This window comes from Streptomyces sp. NBC_01268 (assembly GCF_036240795.1).
Taxonomy (GTDB): domain Bacteria; phylum Actinomycetota; class Actinomycetes; order Streptomycetales; family Streptomycetaceae; genus Streptomyces.
Genome location: NZ_CP108454.1, coordinates 3,366,751 through 3,388,207, shown reverse-complemented (window position 1 = coordinate 3,388,207; position 21,457 = coordinate 3,366,751). Strand labels below are relative to the sequence as shown.

Genomic DNA, 21,457 nt, shown 5'->3' with positions numbered 1-21,457 from the left:
AACCAGCCGAATTTGTGTGCACGTATCACGGTACGCCGAGTTCGACGTACTCGTTTCCGGTCAGCTTTCGCCGACGGAGTTCTCCGAGGCGGCATGGGCCGCCTGCGCGGCCGCGCTGCCCGGACGCTTACGGGCCACCCAGCCCTCGATATTCCGCTGCTGGCCACGGGCGACGGCCAGCGAACCCGGCGGCACGTCCTTCGTGATCACGGACCCGGCAGCGGTGTACGCCCCGTCCCCGATCGTGATGGGCGCCACAAACATGTTGTCCGAACCCGTACGGCAGTGGGAGCCGATCGTCGTGTGGTGCTTCGCCTCGCCGTCGTAGTTCACGAAGACGCTCGCCGCGCCGATGTTCGTGTACTCGCCGATCGTCGCGTCACCCACGTACGACAGATGGGGGACCTTCGTCCCCTCGCCCACCACGGCGTTCTTCATCTCCACATACGTGCCGGCCTTCGCCTTCGCACCCAGCTTGGTGCCCGGACGCAGATACGCGAACGGCCCCACGGAGGCACCCTCGCCCACCACGGCGGAGTCGGCGACGGTGTTGTCCACCCGCGCCCCGCGCGCCACCGTCGTGTCCGTGAGCCGCGTGTTCGGGCCCACCACCGCGTCCTCGCCGACGTGCGTCGCACCCAGCAGCAGCGTGTTCGGCAGCACCACCGCGTCCGGCTCGAACGTCACCGTGACGTCCACGAACGTCGAACCCGGGTCCACCACGGTCACGCCGGCGAGCATCGCCCGCTCCAGCAGCCGCTGGTTGAGCAGCGTACGGGCCTCCGCCAGCTGCACCCGGTTGTTGATGCCCAGGATCTCCCGGTGGTCGACGGCGACCGAAGCACCCACCCGGTGCCCGGCCTCGCGCAGGATGGACAGCACGTCGGTCAGGTACTCCTCGCCCTGACTGTTGTCCGTCCGCACCTTGCCCAGCGCGTCCGCGAGCAGCGCCCCGTCGAACGCGAACACCCCGGAGTTGATCTCCCGGATCGCCCGCTGCGCGTCGGAGGCGTCCTTGTGCTCGACGATCGCGGTCACCGCACCGGTGGCCCCGTCGCGCACGATCCGCCCGTAGCCGGTCGCGTCCGGGACCTCGGCGGTCAGCACCGTCACGGCGTTCCCGTCGGCCGCGTGGGTCGCGGCGAGCGCCCGCAGCGTCTCGCCGGACAGCAGCGGGGTGTCGCCGCAGACCACGACCACGGTCCCCTCGGGCGTCTGCCCCAGCTCTCCGAGCGCCATCCGCACCGCGTGCCCGGTCCCGTTCTGCTCCTCCTGCACCGCGGTCCGCGTCCCCGCGTACCGCTCGTCCAGGTGCCCCTTGACCTGCTCCCGCGCGTGCCCGACGACCACGACCAGGTCCTCGGGCTCCAGCTCACGAGCGGCGGAGACGACGTGCCCGACGAGCGAACGCCCGGCGATCTCGTGCAGGACCTTGGGAGTCTTCGACTTCATGCGGGTGCCCTCACCCGCTGCGAGGACGACGACCACGGCGGCCATGGGGGTCCCCCCTGTTCGAGCGGAGCCGAGAACTTGGGGGAGGTTGGCGCTCACGGGAATGCCCTTCGGCTTCGGGTGGTGGACTTCCGAAGGATACCGGGGGGTACTGGGCGGGGTATGAGTAAGGGTCCCGACCTGAGCGGTCGGGACCCTCGTCCGATCAGCTCCCCTGCCAGGACTCGAACCCGGACATAGGACTCCAAAGGTCCCAGTGCTGCCGATTACACCACAGGGGATAGCTAAGTCGACCAAATCGGACAATGCGCGGTGCCGGTCGAATCGACGGCACCTACTATGCCGCACCACCAGCCTTCGATGCGACGGTAAAGCTCGGCGCCCTGCGCGACGCGGATGACGAGGCAGCCGCGATAGTCGGAGCCGGTGTTCTTCCGGATCGTCTTCGGGTTGTGCTTCTTGATGGTGGTCCTCTGGAAGCTGTCCGGGTCGACACCGACGAGATCGGCCCAATAGCGCTCCGCGCCCTCGGTGTCCGCCGTCGCGTGGATCATGACGCGGAAGGCGAGCCGTTCCGGCTCGACCCTCAGAAGGCGCAGCCAGGCCAGGTAGACCCGGATGACATCGGGGTCGCTGTTCACGAACTGGACGTTCTCCCGGCGCGCGTACGTCTTGTCCTTCGCGCCTTCCGCCCAGTAGAGAGCCGTTCCCGCGAGCAGGAGTTCGCGTTCCGTCAGCGGGCCGATCTCCAGGCTCGCGGCCCGCTTGGTGCTCCGGCGTTCCGCGTCGCGTACGGCGAGCTCGTGCTCCCAGCGCTTGCGCCCGGCGAGCCTGGCCTGCTCGGAGGGCTCGCGGCGGGCCGGCTTCGGCAGGTCCCGCACCCACAGGGAGATCGAGCTCTTCGAGCAGCCCAGCTCCAGCTGGATCTGGTCGTACGTCCTGCCCTCCAGCCGCAGCTCGCGGGCGCGGGCGCGGAGGTCGTCCTTGGCGTTGGGGCGCTTCGTCCACTCCGGGGGAGGCTCGCCCTGGACGAGGCGGTGGAGCATGTCGTTGTTGTAGACCTGCAGGCGGTCGCGGATCTGGCGGAGGCTGAGGCCCTCGCGGCGCAAGGCGACGGCCTGCTCGCGCAGGCGTTCGTAGTCGGCGTACCGGCTGGTCTCCGGTGTCGTGCGCGTCATGGGACCAGCCTCGTCCGTCACGCCGACGACCGCGTCGAAAACCCTGTCGATTCAACAGTTCGAGCGACTGGTGTGCGCACATGTTGACGCCCGCCGCTCCGGGCGCCGTCAGAGGCGGGAAAATCGCTGGCACTCGCCCGTAGGGTGGACGGCATGACCACAACGGGGGCAGATCAGGACGCTGTGGGCGCGCGCGCCCCGCGTACCTGGTGGTGGTGGGGTAGACGGCGGAGCGTCGTGCTGGACGTGGCGCTGGCCGTCGTGTCCGCGCTGGAGTGCGGGCTGGAAGGGATCGGCTTCGCGGAGAAGGCCTCGTTGCCGGTGCCCGTCGGGGTGCTGTTCGGACTGGTGATCGGGTCGGTGCTGCTGGTGCGGCGCCGGTGGCCGATCACCGTCGTGCTCGTGTCGATCGCCGTCACGCCCGCCGAGATGGGCTACCTGATGGGCATCGTCGGCCTCTACTCGCTGGCCGCCTCCGAGGTGCCCCGGCGGTTCACCGCCGCGCTCGCCGGCATGTCCACGGTCGCCGTGTACGTCGTGACGATGGTCCGGCTCCGCCAGGACGTCGCCCACGCCGACGTCGACCAGCAGGACTTCGACCCCAGCGGCTGGTACGTCCCCGTCGTCTCCCTCTTCATGACCCTGGGCCTCAACGCCCCGCCGTTGCTGTTCGGCCTCTACATAGGCGCCCGGCGCCGGCTCATGGAGTCCCTCCGCGAGCGCGCCGACAGTCTGGAGCAGGAGCTGTCGCTGCTCGCCGACCGGGCCGAGCAGCGTGCCCAGTGGGCGCGGCAGGAGGAGCGGACGCGGATCGCGCGCGAGATGCACGACGTGGTGGCCCACCGGGTGTCGCTGATGGTGGTGCACGCGGCGGCGTTGCAGGCGGTGGCGTTGAAGGATCCGCAGAAGGCGGTGCGGAACGCGGCGCTGGTGGGCGACATGGGCCGGCAGGCGCTGACGGAGCTGCGGCAGATGCTGGGGGTGCTCCGGGAGGAGGTCCCGAAGGCGTCCCCGGCCCTGCCGCTGGCGGCGGTCGGCCGTGCGGCCGCCGCTGCCGCCGAGGCGGCGGCGGAGGACGGCGGTCCGTGTCTGGACGCCTTGGAGGCGCTGGTCGAGCAGTCGCGGCAGGCCGGTGCGGTGGTGGAACTGGTCGTGCTGGGCGAGCCCCGTGCGTACGGCGCGGAGGTGGAGCAGACCGCGTACCGGGTGGTGCAGGAGGCGTTGACCAACGTGCACAAGCACGCGGCGGGCGCCGAGGTGGTGGTGCGTCTCGCGCACCGTGAGGCCGAGGTCGCGATGCAGGTGGAGAACGGTCCGTCGGACGCGGCGGCCGCCGACGCGCATCTGCCGAGCGGCGGGAACGGTCTGGTGGGCATGCGGGAGCGCGTGTCGGGTCTCGGTGGGGTGTTCGTGTCGGGGCCGACGGACGCGGGTGGCTTCCGGGTGAGTGCGGTGCTTCCGGTGGTCTAGGGAGCGGTGCTTCCTGTCGGCCGGTCGTTTCGCTCAGCCTTCTGCCACCAGGCGCGTCGGCTGGGTGCCTGTGATGAGGGTCGACAGGGCCGCGTCGATGTCGCGGCCCAGGTACCAGTCGCCGGTGTGGTCGATGCTGTAGACGCGTCCTTCGACGTCCATCGCGAGGACCGCCCGCTGGTCGCCCTCCTCGCCGAGCGGGGCCAGCTCGGTGTCGAGGGCGCGGCCCAGGTCGCCGAGGGTGCGGGCGAGGTGGATGCCGGCGAGGGGGTCGAAGCGGATGGCGGCGGGGGCTATCTGGCGTCCGTTCCCGGGGGCGGTGACGTGCAGGCCGCCGAACTCGGCCCAGGCTTCGACCGCGGAGGGGAAGACGCTGTGCCGGTGTCCGGCGGGGGTGATGTGGGCGCGCAGGGTGTCGGCCCATTCTTCGGCCAGCTTGATGTCCCAGCGGCCGGGCTGCCAGCCGGCCTCGCGCAGGGCGGCGTCGACGTTGACCGGGAATCGGGTGCTGTTCAGGTCGGGCATGGGTGTGGTTCTGCCGTTCTGGGCGTGGGGGGCGGCCGTGTCGTGTTCCGGTCGGACGGGTTCAGCCGTCGGTCGGGTCGACGGCGCGGACGCCGAAGTGCGCGAGCATGGCCGTACAGGAGCGGCAGGGGGTGGCGTAGCTGCCGTGCAGCGGGTCGCCGTCCTCGCGGATGCGTCGTGCGGTGAGTTTGGCGTGCTTGAGGGAGCGGCGTGCCTCGCTCTGGGTGAGCGGTTTGCGCTGGGCCCGTTTGGAGCGGGTGCCTTCGGTGGCGGTGAGGGCGCGGGAGAGCAGGATCGCTTCCGGGCAGCGTCCGGTGAAGCGTTCGCGCTGGCCGCTCGTGAGGGTGTCGAGGAAGTCCTGGACGAGCGGGTGGAGTGCGGGTGCCTGGTCGCCTCGGGCGGCGGTGCAGGTGAGGGTCTCGCCGCGGACGGACAGGGCCGCGCCGACGGCGGGCAGGATTCCGTCGCGGCGGTGACGCAGTAAAGGGGCGCGCTGGCTGTCGGCGTCGCTGCCCCAACTGAGGCGTGGGTCACCCTGTGTGGGCGATGGTGCCGGTGTGGTGCTTGCGTGCATGGTGCTGGTCTTCCCCTCCCGCAATCCCCCGAGTTGCTGGAACAGCCTGCCAAACGCGGTGCCGGATGTGGAAGCTGGGGCGCGGAAACGTGCTTTCGGTGTGTCGGAATCATGGCGGTGCTGTCATGCCGCGGTGACACTTGGTCACCGTGGGCGGGGTGGGCGCATCGGGCCGGGTCGGGGGCGCGTGGCACCGCTTAGGCTGTGCGGACCAACCAGCAGCAGTCGGCGGGAGTCGGCAGCAGTCACAGGGGGCAACCGCCATGACGACAGGTCGGCTCGGCCAGGACACCGCGCCGCCGAACTCGGCGTACGCCGGGCAGGTCGTGCACTTCCCGGATCCGGTCCGGGCCTCCCGGCATCCCCGTGGGGTGCGGGTGGACGAGCGCGGCTACCCGGACTTCTCGGCGTACGCGCGGGCGGCGGCGGAGATCGCCGATCCGCCGGAGGGTTTCGGTGTCGACGAACTGCGCCTGACGGACTACGTGTCGGCGAACGCGGCGCTGGCCGCGACGGGGCACGAGCTGTGGGACGCGATCCCGGCGGTGGCGACCCCGCACGGCTGGACCTGGCACCACGTGGCGCACACGCGTCGGCTGGAGCTGGTTCCCGTGGAGGTGAAGGCGCTGCTGCGGCACCACGGTGGGGTGACGACGGCCGCCGTGGATCACGCGAAGCGTGGGACGCGGCCGCTGCAGGAGACCCGTCCGGCGCACTTCCGGTTGCCGAAGCGTGCGATGCCGGTGTCGGAGCAGCAGCTCCAGGGGGTCGAGGAGGATCTCGGCTACCGGCTTCCGGGTGCGTACCGGTCGTTCCTGAAGGCGGCGGGTGGCTGCGCGCCGGTCGGTGCCGCGCTCGACGCGGAGCTGGGTCTGCTCGTGGACCAGCCGTTCTTCACGGTGCGTGAGGAGGCGGGGGTGAACGACCTCGTGTACGTGAACAAGTGCCTCCGCGACCATCTGACGAAGGACTACCTGGGCGTGGCCTTCGTCCAGGGCGGTCTGCTCGCGGTGAAGGTGAAGGGCGAGGCGGTCGGCTCGGTGTGGTTCTGCGCCTATGACGACGCGCGCGACCGTGACGGCTGGTCGGTGAACGAGCGGGTGGAGAGGTTGTTGCTGCCCTGTGGTGCCGACTTCGACGTGTTCCTCCAGCGTCTCGCGGGTAATCCGCCGGAGCTGGAGACGGTGGCGAACCTGATGGTGGACGGCGGCTTCGCGCGCGCCGTTCCCGTGGTCCCGGTGGGGGAGTGAACTGGCTGTGGTGACGTTCGCGCAGGCGCAGGAGCGCGCCGAGGAGTGGATCAACGGCGATGTGCCGGCCTACCTGCACCGGGAGGTGCGGGTTCGGGAGTTCGGGCTCGGCTTCGTCGTGTGGGCCGAGGAGCGCGAGGAGGCGCCGACCCCGGACGGGGGTCGGCAGCGGCTGGTCATCGCCCGTGACAGTGGCGAGGCGACGTTGTGGCCGGGGCTTCCGGTGGGTGAGGTCATCCGCCGTTACGAGGAGGAGTACGGCGCGGTCGCGGAGCCGGTCGCGTCGGTCCCGGCGCAGGCGTCGGCCCGGATCGACCTGAATCAGACCTCGTTCCTGTTGAGCCCGCCGGAGTGGCTCCAGGAGGCCGCGGACAAGATCGGCCTGCCGCCGGTGGCGTCGAACGCGTCGCAGGCGAGTGCGGGGGCGTCGACGGAGGGCGGATCGGCGGGGCCGGGGACGTCGGGGGCGCCCGGGGCGCCTGTGGTGTCGTCGGTGTCCGAGGTGTCGGGTGTGGCGGTGGTGTCGGGTGCGTCGGAGGTGCCGGGTTCCGGGGCTTCCGGGTCCGGGGTCGGTGCGGGGGGTGCCGGGGCCGTCGGTGCTGCCGAGGATTCCTCCGAGCCCGCGCCGCTGCCCGAGCCCGCGCCTCTGCCCGTACCTGAGTCCACGCCCACGCCCGCGTCCGCGCCCGCGCCCGCGGCGGAGGCCTCCCCGGCCCCGGTGCCGGACCCGGCTCCGGCGCCCGCTCCGGTCGAGGCCTCCGCGGCCGTGCCCGCGCAGTCCTCGCCGAGTCCCTGGGCGGACGCGAACGCGAGCGCGGGCGGTGCCGACGGGGCCGTGCCGCTGCCGGCGACGGTGTTCGCGCCGCCGCTCTCGGGGGCGGACGACGAGGACACGCCGCCGCCGGTCGTGGGGGCGGACGCTCCCACCGCGCTCATGAAGGGCGGCAGCGCGCTGCCGGCGACGGCGATCGCGCCGCGCCTGAACACGGACGCCCCGTTCCCGCAGGGCGGCCCCGTGGTGCCTCCGGGCCCGCCGAGCGCGCCCTCCGCTCCGCCGGTAGCGCAGCCGGGCACCCCGCCCGTGCCGCCGAGCCCGCCCGGTGCCGCGGACCTCGCCGACGCGGCGACCAGCAAGGCGCCGACGCCGCCGCCCGGTGGGTACGTGCGGACGCAGCTGGTGTCGCAGCTCGGGCCCGAGGGCCCGCAGTCGACGCCGCCGCCCGCCGCGCCCGCGCAGCCCACGCCGCCGGGCCCGCCTGGTCCGCCCGCGCCGCCCGGTGCGACGCCTCCGCCCGCGGTGCACCACGCCGCGACGATGCTGGCGCACCCGAACCAGGGCGGTCCGGGCGCTCCGCCGCCTCCGCCTCCGCCGCCGGGGGTGCCGGGTGCGCCCGGGACGCCGCCGGGCGGGGTGGCGCATGCCGCGACGATGCTGGCGCACCCGAACCAGGGCGGTCCGGGGGCTCCGCCGCCCCCGCCTCCGCCGCCGGGGGTGCCGGGTGCGCCCGGGACGCCGCCGGGCGGGATCGCGCACGCCGCGACGATGCTGGCGCAGCCCGGTCCGGCGGGCCCCGTCGGGCCGCCCCCGCCGCCCGGTCCCGTGCCGGCGCCGGTGAACGCGCCCGTGCCGCCGCCCGCGTACGGGTACCCGCAGCAGCCGCCCGCCGGGCTGCCGACCGTGGGTCCCGGCTACCAGGCCGTGCTGCGCTACCGCGCGCCCGACGGCTCGGAGCAGCAGATCATCCGGCGTTCCGCGCCGGGTACCCCGCACCCGGAGTGGCAGATCCTGCACGAGCTGCGCGCGATGAACGTGCCGCCGCAGCAAGTGCTGGAGCTGCACACGGAGTTGGAGTCCTGTGAGCTGCCGGGCGGTTACTGCGCGCGGATGATCCGGGAGACCTGGCCGCAGGCGCGGATCACCAACATCGCGCCGTACGGGCGTGATCACGCGGGCCGTCAGCAGGGCATGCAGCAGCTCATCACCCACCAGGGCGAGTTGCACCAGGTCGCGGACGGTCCGGCGCGGCCCGCGCCGGTGCGGGCGCCGTTGCCGCAGGTGCAGCCGGCGCCGCCGCTGCCGCCGGACGGGGTGGCGCAGGAGCTGGCCGGGGCGTTCGGTCCGGGCATCCTGCGCTTCGACCAGCGTGCGGTGTCCCGGCAGGGCGTTCCGGAGCTGGTGGCGGTCACGCTCGTGTGGGCGGGCCTGCCGGCCGACTTCGGGCCGTTCTTCTGGGCGCAGCCGGCCATGCCGGTGGTGCCGACGCTCGCGGAGCTCGCGGCGCAGCGGCAGGTGCAGCCGGCGGCGGACGCCGGGTCGTATCTGGTGCTCGGTTCGGACTTCGGCCGGGCGATCTGTGTCCAGTACGGGACGGCGCACATCGTCGCCGTGCCGGTGGAGGCGGGTCCGGGCGGGCAGTCGGTGCCGCCGCAGTTCGTGAACACGGGGCTGCCGGAGTTCGTCCGGTGTCTGGCGCTGCTCGGGCGCATGTGGCGGCTGCGGTTCGGGCTCAACCCGGAGCAGGCGGGCCGGTGGACGACCGATTTCCAGGCGCAGCTGGCGATGCTGGACCCGGCGGCGCTGTCGTCGCCGGAGAACTGGTGGTCCGTGCTCCTGGAGCAGATGTGGGACGGCCTGTTGTAGCCCGACCCGGTCCGCGCATGAGCGGGATGTGACGAAAGGCGCTCGACGTGTGCTCACGTCGGGCGCCTTTTGTCCGATCTGATGCCGCATCCTTGTTGTTTGTTGGACATAAGGGAGACGAAGGGGCGTCAGGCATGAATTTCGCCGTCGGACGGGGGCGCGGTTACCGCCCGGAGCAGGTCGACCGCTACCTGGCCGCACTCTCCGAGGAGCGCGACGGCGCGTGGGAGCGCGCGGCGCGCCTGACCGTCCTCGCCAAGGAGATGGAGGCGGAGGCCGTGCGGCTCCGCGAGGCCGTCGCCACCCTCGCCCCGCAGCGCTACGACTCCCTGAGCGAGCGGGCCCGCCGCATCCTGGAGCTCGCCGAGGCCGAGGACGAGACCCTGGTACGGGACGCGGAGGCCGAGGCGCAGGCGCTCGCCGAAGCGGCGGAGGCGGCCGCCGGCGAGGCCGCCGAGGCGGCGAGGGCGTACGCGGAGGGCGTCCGCGCGGCGGCCGACGCGGCGGCCCGGGCGACCGGCAAGGAGACCGGCCTGCAGGCCGACGCGCTGCGGACCTCGGCGCAGCGCGACGCGGAGAAGACCCGCGCCGAGGCGAGGACCGCGTTCGACGAGACCCGGCGCGAGGCCGAGGCGGTCCGCGCGGCCCAGCGCGAGGAACACCAGGCGCTCCGCGAGGAGGCCGACCACGCGGCGGCCCGGCGGGTGGCCGAGCTCGACGCCCGGCACGAGGAGCTCGTCGCCTACGCGGACGGCAAGCTGGACGAGGCGCGGCGCGGCCTCGCCGAGACCAAGGAGGCCGCCCGGCACGGCCAGGAGGACGCGGAGGCGAAGGCCGCGGAGATCCTCGCCGAGGCGCGGCTCAGGCAGGAGCGCATCGAGCGCGAGACGGACCGGGTGCGACGCGAGCACGACGAGGCCCGGGAGGAGATCCACTCCCACATGGAGCACATCCGCTCGTCGCTGTCGGCACTCACGGGGCGGGTGGAGCCGCCGCGGGCCGACGGGAAGCCCGAGGCCGAGGGGCAGGGCGGCGACTAGGAGCCGACGGTGCCCTCCTGGGAGTCGCCGGCCCTCAGGGCGTGTCCGGCGATTCCCGCCGTGTCCCGCCCGACGGGGACGGGGACGGGGGCCGGGTGGCGCCCGCCGACCTGGCCACCACCAGCAGGAGAAGGCCGCAGCCGGTGACCAGCAGCCAGCCGGGGCGGGAGGCGTCGGCGAGGCCGGCGGGGGCGACGCCGGCGACCAGGGCCCCGGCGACGGCGATGCCGACCGCCGCGCCGATCTGGCGCGCGGTGGAGGTGATCGCCCCGGCGACGCCCGCCCGGGACGGCGGCAGGCCGCCGACGGCGGTGTTGGTCAGGGGGGCGTTCGCGAAGCCGAAGCCGATGCCGATGAGCAGGTACGCGGTGAGGAGCAGCGGCACGGCGGTGTGCGGGTCCAGGCCGACCAGGCACAGGCCGCCGGCGGCGGTGAACCCGCCCGCGAGGAGCAGCGGGCGGCGGGGCCCGTGGCGCCCGGTGAGGCTGCCGGACCAGGGCGCGCACAGGGTCGCGCCGAGCGCCATCGGCAGGGTCGCCGCGCCCGCGGCGAGCGGGGTCCAGCCGCGGGTGTGCTGGAGGTAGAGGGTGTTGAGCAGCAGGCCGGTGTTGAGCGCGGCGAACACCGCGACCGCGCCGAGGACCGCTCCGGCGAAGCGCGGGCGCCTGAACAGCCGGAGGTCCATGAGGGGTTCGGGCCGCCGGAGTTCGACCCGCACGAAGGCGGCCGCGGCGGTGGCGGACAGGGCGTAGCAGGCCAGCGCCGCGGGGGAGCCCCAGCCGATGCGCGGGCCCTCGATGAGGACGCCGACGGACAGTCCCAGGGTCGCCGTGAGCAGGAGCTGGCCGGGCAGGTCGAGGCGCCGGGTCCGCTGCCCGTCGCGTGCCGGGTCCGCCGGGACGAAGACGGCTACCAGGACGAGGGCGGTGACGACGACCGGTGCGTTGACCCAGAACACCGACCGCCAGCCGAACGCGTCGACGAGCGCGCCGCCGGTGACCGGACCCGCCGCCATGCTGAGCCCGAACACCGAGGCCCAGATGCCGATCGCCCGGGCCCGTTCGCGGGGGTCGGGCATCGTGTTGACCACGATCGCCAGGGCCACCGGGCTCAGCATCGAGGCCCCGACGCCCTGGAGTGCGCGGGCGGCGACGAGGACGCCGAGCGACGGGGCGAGCGCGCAGGCCAGGGAGGCGAGGCCGAAGACGACGAGCCCGCAGCGGAAGACCCGGCGCCGCCCGAAGCGGTCGGCGAGCGCTCCGGAGACGACCAGCAGGCCGGCCAGGACGACGGTGTACGCGTCGACGACCCACGCCAGGCCGCGGGTGCCCGCGCCGAGGCCCTCGCCGATCGCGGGCAGGCCGACGTTGACGATGGTGGTGTCGAGTCCGACCAGGAACATGCTGAGCGCGCAGACGGCCAGGACCGTCCACCGTCTGCGGGCGCTGAGCGTGGGGGGTTGCGTCGCAAGAGTGGTCACGGGCCCGCCTTCTGCCGTCGGAAGCGCGTCACGCGCGCTCGGGAGCGCCTTGGAGGCGCCCGCGGGCCATGCTCGGGCCGGGGGCGGATCCCGGCCTACGCTTCTTGCGGATGCGGCAAAGAACTTTTCAGTCCGGGATGCCGGGCGCCGAGACCGGGCGCAGCACCGTCAGGGACTCCTCCCGGCGGGCCGCCATCGCGAACGGGAAGCGGTCGACCTCCAGGCAGAGGGCGACGTCGTCCGGGTGGAAACCCTCGCGCAGACCGGCCGAGAGCTCGGCGGCCGCCCGGGAGTCCCTCGCGCGGCGGACGTACGGGGCCGGGTCGGCCTCGCCGGCGTCGACGGTGCGGCCGATGTACTCGGCGCAGGCGAGGTCCTCGTCGGCCCGCCCGTCCTCGCCGGTGACGACGAACGTGACCGGGCCGGCGTCCGCGGCCCGCAGGAACCGGGCGGTCGGGCCGGCCACCACGAAGCCGGCGCACAGCACCAGCGGGGCGTCCGCGACGGCCAGCGCGCCCACGGTGCCGGCCGTGGTCTTCTGCACGAGCGTGCGGCCGGTGAAGTCGCGCGACCTGAGCAGGGCGGGGGAGTTCACCGCGTCGAAGCCGGGCGCCGGGGCCCCGTCCTTCAGGGCCAGCCAGCCCGGGTGGCGCTCCTTCAGGGCGAGCGCCTCGTCCACCGTCTTGGCCAGGACGATCCGTTCGGCGCCGCGCGAGAACGCCCAGGCGGCCACGGTGAAGGCGCGCATGACGTCGATGACGACCGCGACGCGGGGGACGCCGGTCAGCTCCGGTATGCCGACGAAGTGGTGATCCATCGCACCATTCTGCTGTCAACGGGCCTTCGGGGCACGGTGATTACCCGGCGGGCCGGGCCTCGTCCTGCTCGTCCTGCTGTTCCTTCAGGACCGGGAAGCGGCGCGGGGCGAGGGTGAGCAGGGCCAGCAGGGCGAGGGCGGCCGCGGCGGCCGCGCCGAGGTAGACGTAGTCGACGGCCGCGTCGACCGCCCGGCGCAGGTGGTCCGCGGCCTGTCCGGTGAGGGAGCCGGGGGTCTCCAGGGAGCGGACCAGACCGTCCAGGTCGCCGCTCTCGGCGCCGAGGCGCGCGGCGAGCACCCCGTTGGCCACGGCGCCGAACAGGGCGGCGCCGACGCTCTGCCCGACCTGGCGCACGAAGAGGACGGAGGCGGTGGTCGTGCCGCGCTCCTCGTACGGGACGGTCGACTGGACCCCGACGATCAGCGGCAGCTGGAAGAAGCCGAGCGCCCCGCCGAGGAGCAGCATCAGCAGCGCGGGCTGCCAGGGTTCGCCGGGGAAGGGCAGCAGCGGGAAGGCGAGCAGGACCAGAAGGGCGCCGGTCATGCCGAGGACGGCGGTCAGACGGAAGCCGATGCGGGTGTAGACCCGGTTGGAGAGGGCGGCCGTGACGGGCCAGCTGAGGGTCATCGCGGAGAGCACGAAGCCGGCGGCGATCGGGCCGAGGCCGAGGACGGACTGGGCGTAGGTGGGCAGGAAGACGGTCGGGGCGACCATCAGCAGGCCCAGGGCGCCGAGCGCCAGGTTGACGGCGGCGATGGTGCGGCGGCGCCAGACCCAGCCGGGGATGATCGGTTCGGCGGCGCGGCGTTCGACGAGCACGGTGAGGGCGCCGAGGGCCGCCGCGCCGGCGAAGAGGCCGAGCGACGGGGCGGACAGCCAGGGCCAGGCGACGCCGCCCTGGACGAGCGCGGTGAGGAGCAGGGTGCCGGTGCCGAAGATGGCGAGCGCGCCCGCCCAGTCCACGGAGACCCGGGGCCGGGTGCGGGCCCCTTCGGCGGCGCCGTCGGAGGCGCTTTCGGCCCTGTCCCCTAGGGGGCGTCCCGGCTCCACCAGGTAGCGGCTGATCAGCCACAGCGCCGCCGCCCCGACCGGCAGGTTGACCAGGAAGATCCAGCGCCAGTCCGCGTATCCGGCGAGCAGCCCGCCCGCCGCCGGGCCCGCGACGGCGGCGGTGGCCCACACGGAGGAGAGCCGGGCCTGGATCCTGGGGCGTTCCTTCAGCGGGTAGAGGTCGGCGGCGATCGTCTGGACGGTGCCCTGGAGGGCGCCGCCGCCGAGGCCCTGGACGACGCGGAAGGCGATGAGCGAGTACATGTCCCAGGCGGACGCGCACAGCACGGAGCCGATCAGGAAGAGGACGATGCCCGAGATCAGGACGGGTTTGCGGCCGAAGGTGTCGCTGAGCTTCCCGTACACCGGCAGGGTGACCGTCACGGCGAGCAGGTAGCCGGAGAACAGCCAGGAGAAGACGGAGAGTCCGCCGAGGTCGCCGACGATCTGCGGGACGGCGGTGGAGACGACGGTGCCGTCGAGGGCGGCGAGCGCCATGCCGAGCATCAGCGCGGCGACGACCGGCCCGCGCCGGGTGCCGTCCGCCGCCGGCGGTGCCGTCTGTCTCGTGGTCGCCTCGGACACCGCTGGCCCCTCTCCCCACCCGACGGGTGCTGACTGATGCTTCGTACATCTAAGTGCGCCCGGGCCACCCTCTCACTCGATCGTTCGATGGAGAACCCCTAGGGGCTCCTCCCCCATACAGCCCAGGGCCCGTTCGTCCCGGCGGAGGACGAGCCGGGCCCCCGCCGTCCTTAGCTTGGTCTTACGGGATCCCGCAGGGACACGAAGAACGCCACAGAACGTCGGACGACACCGAACAACTCGAACTCAGGAGACCTACCGTGACTTCGGCTGTGACCACCCCCAGGCACGGGGGTACCGGAGGGCGGACGGCCGTCGCCGCGCGGGCGCGACAGGTCGTCAAGGCGTACGGCTCGGGGGAGACCCGGGTCGTCGCGCTCGACCACGTCGACGTGGACATCGCCCGCGGCCGGTTCACCGCGATCATGGGCCCCTCGGGCTCCGGCAAGTCCACGCTCATGCACTGCCTCGCCGGTCTCGACACCGTCTCCGACGGCCGGATCTTCCTCGACGAGACCGAGATCACCGGCCTGAAGGACAAGAAGCTGACCCAGCTGCGGCGCGACCGCATCGGGTTCATCTTCCAGGCGTTCAACCTGCTCCCCACGCTCAACGCGCTGGAGAACATCACGCTGCCCATGGACATCGCCGGCCGCAAGCCCGACCAGGAGTGGCTGCGCCGGGTCGTCGAGACCGTCGGGCTCGGCGAGCGGCTCAGGCACCGGCCCGCCCAGCTCTCCGGCGGCCAGCAGCAGCGCGTCGCCGTGGCCCGCGCGCTCGCCGCCCGTCCCGAGATCATCTTCGGTGACGAGCCGACCGGAAACCTCGACTCGCGCGCCGGCGCCGAAGTCCTCGGCTTCCTGCGCCAGTCGGTCGACGAGCTGGGGCAGACCATCGTCATGGTCACCCACGACCCGGTCGCCGCCTCCTACGCGGACCGGGTCCTCTACCTCGCCGACGGGCGCATCGTCGACGAGATGCACCGGCCCACCGCCGACGCCGTCCTCGACCGCATGAAGGACTTCGACGCGCGCGGGCGGACGTCATGACCGTGCTCAAGACCTCGCTGCGCAGCTTCTTCGCGCACAAGGGCCGCATGGCGCTCTCCGCCGTCGCCGTCCTCCTCTCCGTCGCGTTCGTCTGCGGCACCCTGGTGTTCAGCGACACCATGAACACCACCTTCGACAAGCTGTTCGCCTCCACCGCCTCCGACGTCACCGTCAGCCCGTCGAACGCCGCCGAGGACGACGAGGTCCCGCAGAACGGGCGCCCCGAGACGCTGCCCGCCGCGCTCGTCGCGCAGGTCCGGGGCGTCGAGGGCGTCAAGGCCGCGCAGGGCCGGGTCCTCTCCACCAGCGTCACCGTCGTCGACTCCCGCGACGAGAACGTCGGGCCCACCTCCGGCGCCCCCACCATCGCCGCCAACTGGTCGGCCGACGAGCTGCGTTCGATGGAGATCGCCTCCGGTCACGAACCGCGCGGCCCCACCGACGTCATGGTCGACGGCGGCACCGCCGAGAAGCACCACCTGAAGATCGGCGACGAGCTGCGCACCATCGCCGTCACCGGCGACTTCACCGCGAAGATCTCCGGCATCGTCGACTTCAAGGTCACCAACCCCGGCGCCACCCTCGTCTACTTCGACACCGCCACCGCGCAGCGCGAACTCCTCGGCAAGGAGGGCCTGTTCACCCAGGTCACCGCCGACGCGGCGCCCGGTGTCGGCGACGACGCGCTGAAGGCGGGCATCGCCGCGGAGATCGGCTCCGGCTACAAGCTGCAGACCGCCGCCGAGTCCGCCGACGCGGGCCGCGAGGACGTCGCCGGCTTCCTCGACGTCATGAAGTACGCGATGCTCGGCTTCGCCGGGATCGCCTTCCTCGTCGGCATCTTCCTCATCGTCAACACCTTCTCCATGCTGGTCGCCCAGCGCACCCGCGAGATCGGCCTCATGCGGGCCATCGGCTCCAGTCGGCGCCAGGTCAACCGCTCGGTCCTCGTCGAGGCGCTGCTCCTCGGCGCCGTCGGCTCGATCGCGGGCGTCGCGGCCGGCGTGGGCCTCGCCGTCGGACTGATGCAGCTGATGTCGTCCATGGGCATGGAGCTGTCCACGCAGGACCTCACCGTCCGCTGGACCACCCCCGTCGTCGGTCTCGTCCTCGGCGTGGTCGTCACCGTCCTCGCCGCCTTCGTCCCGGCCCGCCGGGCCTCGAAGGTCTCCCCGATGGCCGCCCTGCGCGACGCGGGCACGCCCGCCGACGGCAAGGCCGGTGCGGTACGCGCCGGGCTCGGCCTGCTCCTCACCGCGGCGGGCGGCGCGGCGCTGTGGACCGCGACCCAGGCCGAGAAGGCCGGCGCGGGCTCCCTCTGGCTCGGCCTCGGCGTCGTCCTGTCCCTGCTCGGCTTCGTCGTGATCGGCCCGCTGCTGTCCGGCGTCGTCGTCCGTGCCCTGGGCGTCGTCGTGCTGCGGGTCTTCGGCCCGGTCGGCCGCATGGCCGAGCGCAACGCGCTCCGCAACCCGCGCCGCACCGGCGCCACCGGCGCCGCCCTGATGATCGGTCTCGCGCTCGTCGCCTGCCTGTCCGTCGTCGGCTCGTCGATGGTCGCCTCCGCCACGGAGGAGCTCGACCGGTCCGTCGGCGCCGACTTCATCGTGCAGTCCACCAACCGGCAGCCGGTCGTCCCGCAGGCCCTGGCCGCCGTGGAGAAGGCCCCCGGGCTCGACCACGTCACCGAGTACAAGTGGGTCGAGGCCGTCGTCACCGACCCGCGCGGCAGGAGCGCGGAGCTCGGCCTGGTCGCCGCCGACCCGACGTACGCGCGGGACGTGCGCCGCGAGACCACGGCGGGCGAGCTCTCCGCCGCGTACGGCCCGGGCGCCCTGTCCGTCGGCAGCGTCTACGCCGCCGAGCACGGCGTGAAGGTCGGGGACACGCTCACGGTCGCCTTCAAGGGCGGCGAGAAGGCGCGGCTGCGCGTCGCCGCCGTCACCTCCGACGACAGCAACATCGACAAGGGCGTGATGTACACCAACATCACCACCGCCGCCCGCTTCCTCGCCGCCGACCGGATGCCCAAGAGCATGATCGTCTTCGCCACGGCGAAGGACGGTCAGGAGGACGCCGCGTACGAGGGGCTGAAGAAGGCCCTCGCGCCCTACCCGCAGTACAAGGTCGCCGACCAGGCCGACTACAAGAAGGAGCTCCAGGACCAGGTCGGCCAGCTCCTCAACATCGTGTACGGGCTGCTCGCCCTCGCGATCATCGTGGCCGTCCTCGGCGTGGTGAACACCCTCGCCCTGTCGGTCGTCGAGCGGACCCGCGAGATCGGCCTCATGCGGGCCATCGGCCTCTCCCGCCGCCAGCTGCGGCGCATGATCCGCCTGGAGTCGGTCGTCATCGCCCTCTTCGGCGCCCTCCTCGGCCTGGCCCTGGGCCTCGGCTGGGGCACCGCCGCCCAGCAGCTCCTCGCCCTGGAGGGCCTGGGCGTCCTGGAGATCCCCTGGCCGACGATCCTCACCGTCTTCGTCGGCTCGGCCTTCGTGGGCCTCTTCGCGGCCCTGGTCCCCGCCTTCCGGGCAGGGCGGATGAACGTCCTGAACGCGATCGCGACGGAGTAGACGGAGCAGGGGCGGCAGTGGACCGGTGCGGGCCCGGCGGAGCGTTCCGTCCGGGCCCGCCCACGCGCCTCGTCCCGAGGGACGCCGACGGGGCGTGTGCACGGCGGGCCGATCCCGTGAACGGGTGACTGTCGCCGCGTCGTCGTAGGCTGGAGGCCCCGGCCCGTGAGACGTGTCGGGCCGTTCGCGTTGCCCACCTCCGCCGGGATGGACCCTCCATGAGCCTGCACGGTCTGCTGGACGCCGTCGTCAAGGACGCCGCACTCACCGAGGCGGTCAAGGCCGCCACGGACGGCAACCGCCACCACGTCGACCTGGTCGGCCCGCCCGCCGCCCGCCCCTTCGCCGTCGCCGCCCTCGCCAGGGAGACCGGCCGGACGGTGCTCGCGGTCACCGCGACCGGGCGCGAGGCCGAGGACCTGGCCGCCGCCCTGCGCTCGCTCCTCGACCCCGACACCGTGGTCGACTACCCCTCCTGGGAGACGCTGCCGCACGAGCGCCTCTCGCCCCGCTCCGACACCGTCGGCCGCCGCCTCGCCGTGCTGCGCCGGCTCGCCCACCCCCGTACCGACGACCCCGCCGCCGGGCCCGTCAGCGTCGTCGTCGCGCCCATCCGCTCGGTGCTCCAGCCGCAGGTCAAGGGGCTCGGCGACCTGGAGCCGGTGGCGCTGCGGAGCGGGCAGACCGCCGACCTGAACGAGATCGTCGAGGGGCTGGCCGCCGCCGCGTACTCCCGCGTGGAGCTCGTCGAGAAGCGCGGCGAGTTCGCCGTGCGCGGCGGCATCCTGGACGTCTTCCCGCCCACCGAGGAGCACCCGCTCCGCATCGAGTTCTGGGGCGACGACGTCGAGGAGATCCGCTACTTCAAGGTCGCCGACCAGCGCTCCCTCGAAGTCGCCGAGCACGGGCTGTGGGCGCCGCCCTGCCGCGAGCTGCTGCTGACCGACGAGGTCCGGGAGCGGGCCGCCGCCCTGGCCGAGGCCCATCCCGAGCTCGGCGAGCTGCTCAACAAGATCGCCGAGGGGATCGCGGTGGAGGGCATGGAGTCCCTCGCCCCCGTCCTCGTCGACGACATGGAGCTGCTGCTCGACGTCCTCCCCGAGGGCTCCATGGCCGTGGTCTGCGACCCCGAGCGGGTCCGGACGCGCGCCGCCGACCTGGTGGCGACGAGCCAGGAGTTCCTGCAGGCCTCCTGGGCGGCCACGGCCGGCGGCGGCGAGGCCCCGATCGACGTCGGCGCGGCCTCCCTGTGGGGGATCGCCGACGTCCGGGACCGGGCCCGCGAGCTGGACGTGATGTGGTGGTCGGTGTCGCCGTTCGCCGCGGACGACACCGCCCTCGACGCGGACACCCTCAAGGTGGGCATGCACGCCCCCGAGACCTACCGCGGCGACACCGCCCGGGCCCTCGCCGACACCAAGGGCTGGCTGGCCGAGGGGTGGCGCACGGTGTACGTGACGGAGGCCCACGGCCCGGCCTCCCGCACCGTCGAGGTGCTCGGCGGCGAGGGCATCGCCGCCCGCCTCGCCCCCGACCTGACCGGGATCGCCCCGTCCGTCGTACACGTGGCCTGCGGCTCCATCGACTACGGCTTCGTCGACCCGGCGCTCAAGCTGGCCGTCCTCACCGAGACCGACCTGTCCGGCCAGAAGGCCGCCGGCAAGGACGGGCAGCGGATGCCCGCCAAGCGGCGCAAGACGATCGACCCGCTGACCCTGGAGGTCGGCGACTACATCGTCCACGAGCAGCACGGCGTCGGCCGCTACATCGAGATGGTCCAGCGGACCGTGCAGGGCGCCACCCGCGAGTACCTCCTCGTCGAGTACGCCCCCGCCAAGCGCGGCCAGCCCGGCGACCGCCTCTACATCCCGACCGACCAGCTGGAGCAGGTCACCAAGTACGTGGGCGGCGAGGCCCCCACCCTGCACCGCCTCGGCGGCGCCGACTGGACGAAGACCAAGGCGCGCGCGAAGAAGGCGGTCAAGGAGATCGCCGCCGACCTCATCAAGCTGTACTCCGCCCGTATGGCAGCCCCCGGCCACGCCTTCGCCGCGGACACCCCCTGGCAGCGGGAGCTGGAGGACGCCTTCCCGTACGCGGAGACGCCCGACCAGCTGTCCACCATCGCCGAGGTGAAGGAGGACATGGAGAAGACCGTCCCCATGGACCGTCTGATCTGCGGCGACGTCGGCTACGGCAAGACGGAGATCGCCGTCCGCGCCGCCTTCAAGGCCGTCCAGGACGGCAAGCAGGTCGCCGTCCTCGTCCCGACCACCCTGCTCGTGCAGCAGCACTTCGGCACGTTCTCGGAGCGCTACTCGCAGTTCCCCGTCAACGTCCGCGCCCTGTCCCGCTTCCAGACGGACACCGAGTCGAAGGCGACGATGGAAGGGCTGAAGGAGGGCTCGGTCGACGTCGTCATCGGCACCCACCGCCTGTTCTCCTCCGAGACGAAGTTCAAGGACCTGGGCCTGGTCATCGTCGACGAGGAGCAGCGCTTCGGCGTCGAGCACAAGGAGCAGCTGAAGAAGCTGCGCGCCAACGTCGACGTGCTGACCATGTCCGCCACCCCCATCCCCCGGACGCTGGAGATGGCGGTGACGGGGATCAGGGAGATGTCGACGATCACGACGCCCCCCGAGGAGCGGCACCCGGTCCTCACCTTCGTCGGCCCGTACGAGGAGAAGCAGATCGGCGCGGCCGTCCGCCGCGAACTGCTCCGCGAGGGCCAGGTCTTCTACATCCACAACCGCGTCGAGTCCATCGACCGCGCGGCGGCCCGGCTGCGGGAGATCATCCCCGAGGCGCGCATCGCGACGGCCCACGGCCAGATGTCCGAACAGGCCCTGGAACAGGTCGTGGTGGACTTCTGGGAGAAGAAGTTCGACGTCCTCGTCTCGACGACCATCGTCGAGTCCGGCATCGACATCTCCAACGCCAACACCCTGATCGTCGAGCGCGGCGACAACTTCGGCCTGAGCCAGCTCCACCAGCTGCGCGGCCGGGTCGGCCGGGGCCGCGAACGCGGCTACGCCTACTTCCTCTACCCGCCGGAGAAGCCCCTCACCGAGACCGCCCACGAGCGCCTCGCGACCATCGCCCAGCACACCGAGATGGGCGCGGGCATGTACGTGGCGATGAAGGACCTGGAGATCCGCGGCGCGGGCAACCTGCTCGGCGGCGAACAGTCCGGCCACATCGCGGGCGTCGGCTTCGACCTGTACGTCCGCATGGTCGGCGAGGCCGTCGCCGACTACCGGGCGCAGATGGAGGGCGGCGAGGAGGAGGAGGCTCCCCTGGAGGTCAAGATCGAGCTCCCGGTCGACGCCCACATGCCGCACGACTACGCCCCCGGCGAGCGCCTGCGCCTGCAGGCCTACCGGGCCATCGCCTCCGCCAACTCGGAGGAGGACATCAAGGCGGTACGCGAGGAGCTCACCGACCGCTACGGCAAGCTGCCCGAGCCGGTCGAGAACCTCCTGCTGGTCGCCGGTCTGCGCATGCTGGCCCGCGCCTGCGGTGTCGGCGAGATCGTCCTCCAGGGCCCCAACATCCGCTTCGCCCCGGTGGAACTGCGCGAGTCCCAGGAGCTGCGCCTGAAGCGCCTCTACCCGCGCACGGTCATCAAGCCGGCCGTCCACCAGATCCTGGTGCCGCGTCCGACCGCCGGGAAGATCGGCGGCAAGCCGGTCGTGGGCCGCGAACTCCTCGCGTGGACCGGCGAGTTCCTGGCGGAGATCCTGGGTTCCTGACCCGTCCGGGCCCTCCGTTCCGG

The 21,457-nt window shown here is 73.2% G+C and carries 14 protein-coding genes and 1 tRNA gene; 7 read left to right on the top strand and 8 right to left on the bottom strand.

What is annotated here, in order from left to right; translation table 11 throughout:
- Nucleotides 1–60: 60 nt before the first annotated feature.
- From glmU to OG309_RS14910, 3 genes are all read right to left on the bottom strand, one after another.
- A complete protein-coding gene (gene glmU, locus OG309_RS14920) occupies nt 61–1,497 on the bottom strand; it encodes a bifunctional UDP-N-acetylglucosamine diphosphorylase/glucosamine-1-phosphate N-acetyltransferase GlmU (RefSeq protein WP_329421210.1) in 1,437 nt (478 codons plus the stop codon).
- A 164-nt stretch (nt 1,498–1,661) separates the two neighbouring features.
- Nucleotides 1,662–1,733 (bottom strand) — tRNA-Gln (locus OG309_RS14915).
- A 3-nt stretch (nt 1,734–1,736) separates the two neighbouring features.
- Nucleotides 1,737–2,630 (bottom strand): hypothetical protein, encoded by an 894-nt coding sequence (locus OG309_RS14910; protein ID WP_329421209.1) that lies wholly within the window; start codon nt 2,628–2,630, stop codon nt 1,737–1,739.
- A gap of 153 nt (nt 2,631–2,783) precedes the next feature.
- Here OG309_RS14910 and OG309_RS14905 point away from each other — a divergent pair, with 153 nt between their 5' ends.
- A complete protein-coding gene (locus tag OG309_RS14905; protein WP_329421207.1) occupies nt 2,784–4,100 on the top strand; it encodes a sensor histidine kinase in 1,317 nt (438 codons plus the stop codon).
- 33 nt (nt 4,101–4,133) lie between these two features.
- On the opposite strand, the gene OG309_RS14900 is transcribed toward OG309_RS14905, so the two are convergent.
- Both OG309_RS14900 and OG309_RS14895 read right to left on the bottom strand, forming a co-directional pair.
- Nucleotides 4,134–4,625, bottom strand: a complete 492-nt coding sequence (locus tag OG309_RS14900; RefSeq protein WP_329421206.1) for an SUKH-3 domain-containing protein — start codon at nt 4,623–4,625, stop codon at nt 4,134–4,136.
- A gap of 61 nt (nt 4,626–4,686) precedes the next feature.
- Nucleotides 4,687–5,199 (bottom strand): YwqJ-related putative deaminase, encoded by a 513-nt coding sequence (locus OG309_RS14895; RefSeq protein WP_329421204.1) that lies wholly within the window; start codon nt 5,197–5,199, stop codon nt 4,687–4,689.
- Nucleotides 5,200–5,462: 263 nt separating this feature from the next.
- Between OG309_RS14895 and OG309_RS14890 the strand changes: the two genes are divergently transcribed.
- From OG309_RS14890 to OG309_RS14880, 3 genes are all read left to right on the top strand, one after another.
- Nucleotides 5,463–6,449 (top strand): SMI1/KNR4 family protein, encoded by a 987-nt coding sequence (locus tag OG309_RS14890; protein WP_329421203.1) that lies wholly within the window; start codon nt 5,463–5,465, stop codon nt 6,447–6,449.
- 7 nt (nt 6,450–6,456) lie between these two features.
- The gene (locus OG309_RS14885) at nt 6,457–9,090 is read left to right on the top strand and encodes an SUKH-4 family immunity protein (protein WP_329421201.1); all 2,634 of its coding nucleotides are present in this window, start codon (nt 6,457–6,459) and stop codon (nt 9,088–9,090) included.
- 134 nt (nt 9,091–9,224) lie between these two features.
- Nucleotides 9,225–10,130 carry a cellulose-binding protein gene (locus tag OG309_RS14880; protein WP_329421199.1) on the top strand — a complete coding sequence of 302 codons (906 nt, stop codon included), beginning with the start codon at nt 9,225–9,227 and terminating at the stop codon, nt 10,128–10,130.
- Between the two features lie 34 nt (nt 10,131–10,164).
- On the opposite strand, the gene OG309_RS14875 is transcribed toward OG309_RS14880, so the two are convergent.
- The 3 genes from OG309_RS14875 to OG309_RS14865 all read right to left on the bottom strand — a co-directional run bounded on the left by OG309_RS14875 (nt 10,165) and on the right by OG309_RS14865 (nt 14,063).
- Complete coding sequence (locus OG309_RS14875) at nt 10,165–11,610, bottom strand: MFS transporter (RefSeq protein WP_329421196.1); 1,446 nt, start codon at nt 11,608–11,610, stop codon at nt 10,165–10,167.
- Nucleotides 11,611–11,737: 127 nt separating this feature from the next.
- A complete protein-coding gene (locus OG309_RS14870; protein WP_329421195.1) occupies nt 11,738–12,427 on the bottom strand; it encodes a 2-phosphosulfolactate phosphatase in 690 nt (229 codons plus the stop codon).
- A 40-nt stretch (nt 12,428–12,467) separates the two neighbouring features.
- Nucleotides 12,468–14,063: an MFS transporter gene (locus tag OG309_RS14865; RefSeq protein WP_329421193.1), complete on the bottom strand. Its 1,596-nt coding sequence runs from the start codon at nt 14,061–14,063 to the stop codon at nt 12,468–12,470.
- A 260-nt stretch (nt 14,064–14,323) separates the two neighbouring features.
- On the opposite strand from OG309_RS14865, the gene OG309_RS14860 reads away from it, so the two are divergent.
- From OG309_RS14860 to mfd, 3 genes are all read left to right on the top strand, one after another.
- A complete protein-coding gene (locus tag OG309_RS14860; RefSeq protein ID WP_329421192.1) occupies nt 14,324–15,112 on the top strand; it encodes an ABC transporter ATP-binding protein in 789 nt (262 codons plus the stop codon).
- A complete protein-coding gene (locus OG309_RS14855; protein WP_329421190.1) occupies nt 15,109–17,682 on the top strand; it encodes an ABC transporter permease in 2,574 nt (857 codons plus the stop codon). The genes OG309_RS14860 and OG309_RS14855 overlap by 4 nt, the downstream gene beginning before the upstream one ends.
- 218 nt (nt 17,683–17,900) lie before the next feature.
- The gene (gene mfd, locus OG309_RS14850; protein WP_329421188.1) at nt 17,901–21,434 is read left to right on the top strand and encodes a transcription-repair coupling factor; all 3,534 of its coding nucleotides are present in this window, start codon (nt 17,901–17,903) and stop codon (nt 21,432–21,434) included.
- The last annotated feature ends 23 nt before the right edge of the window (nt 21,435–21,457 follow it).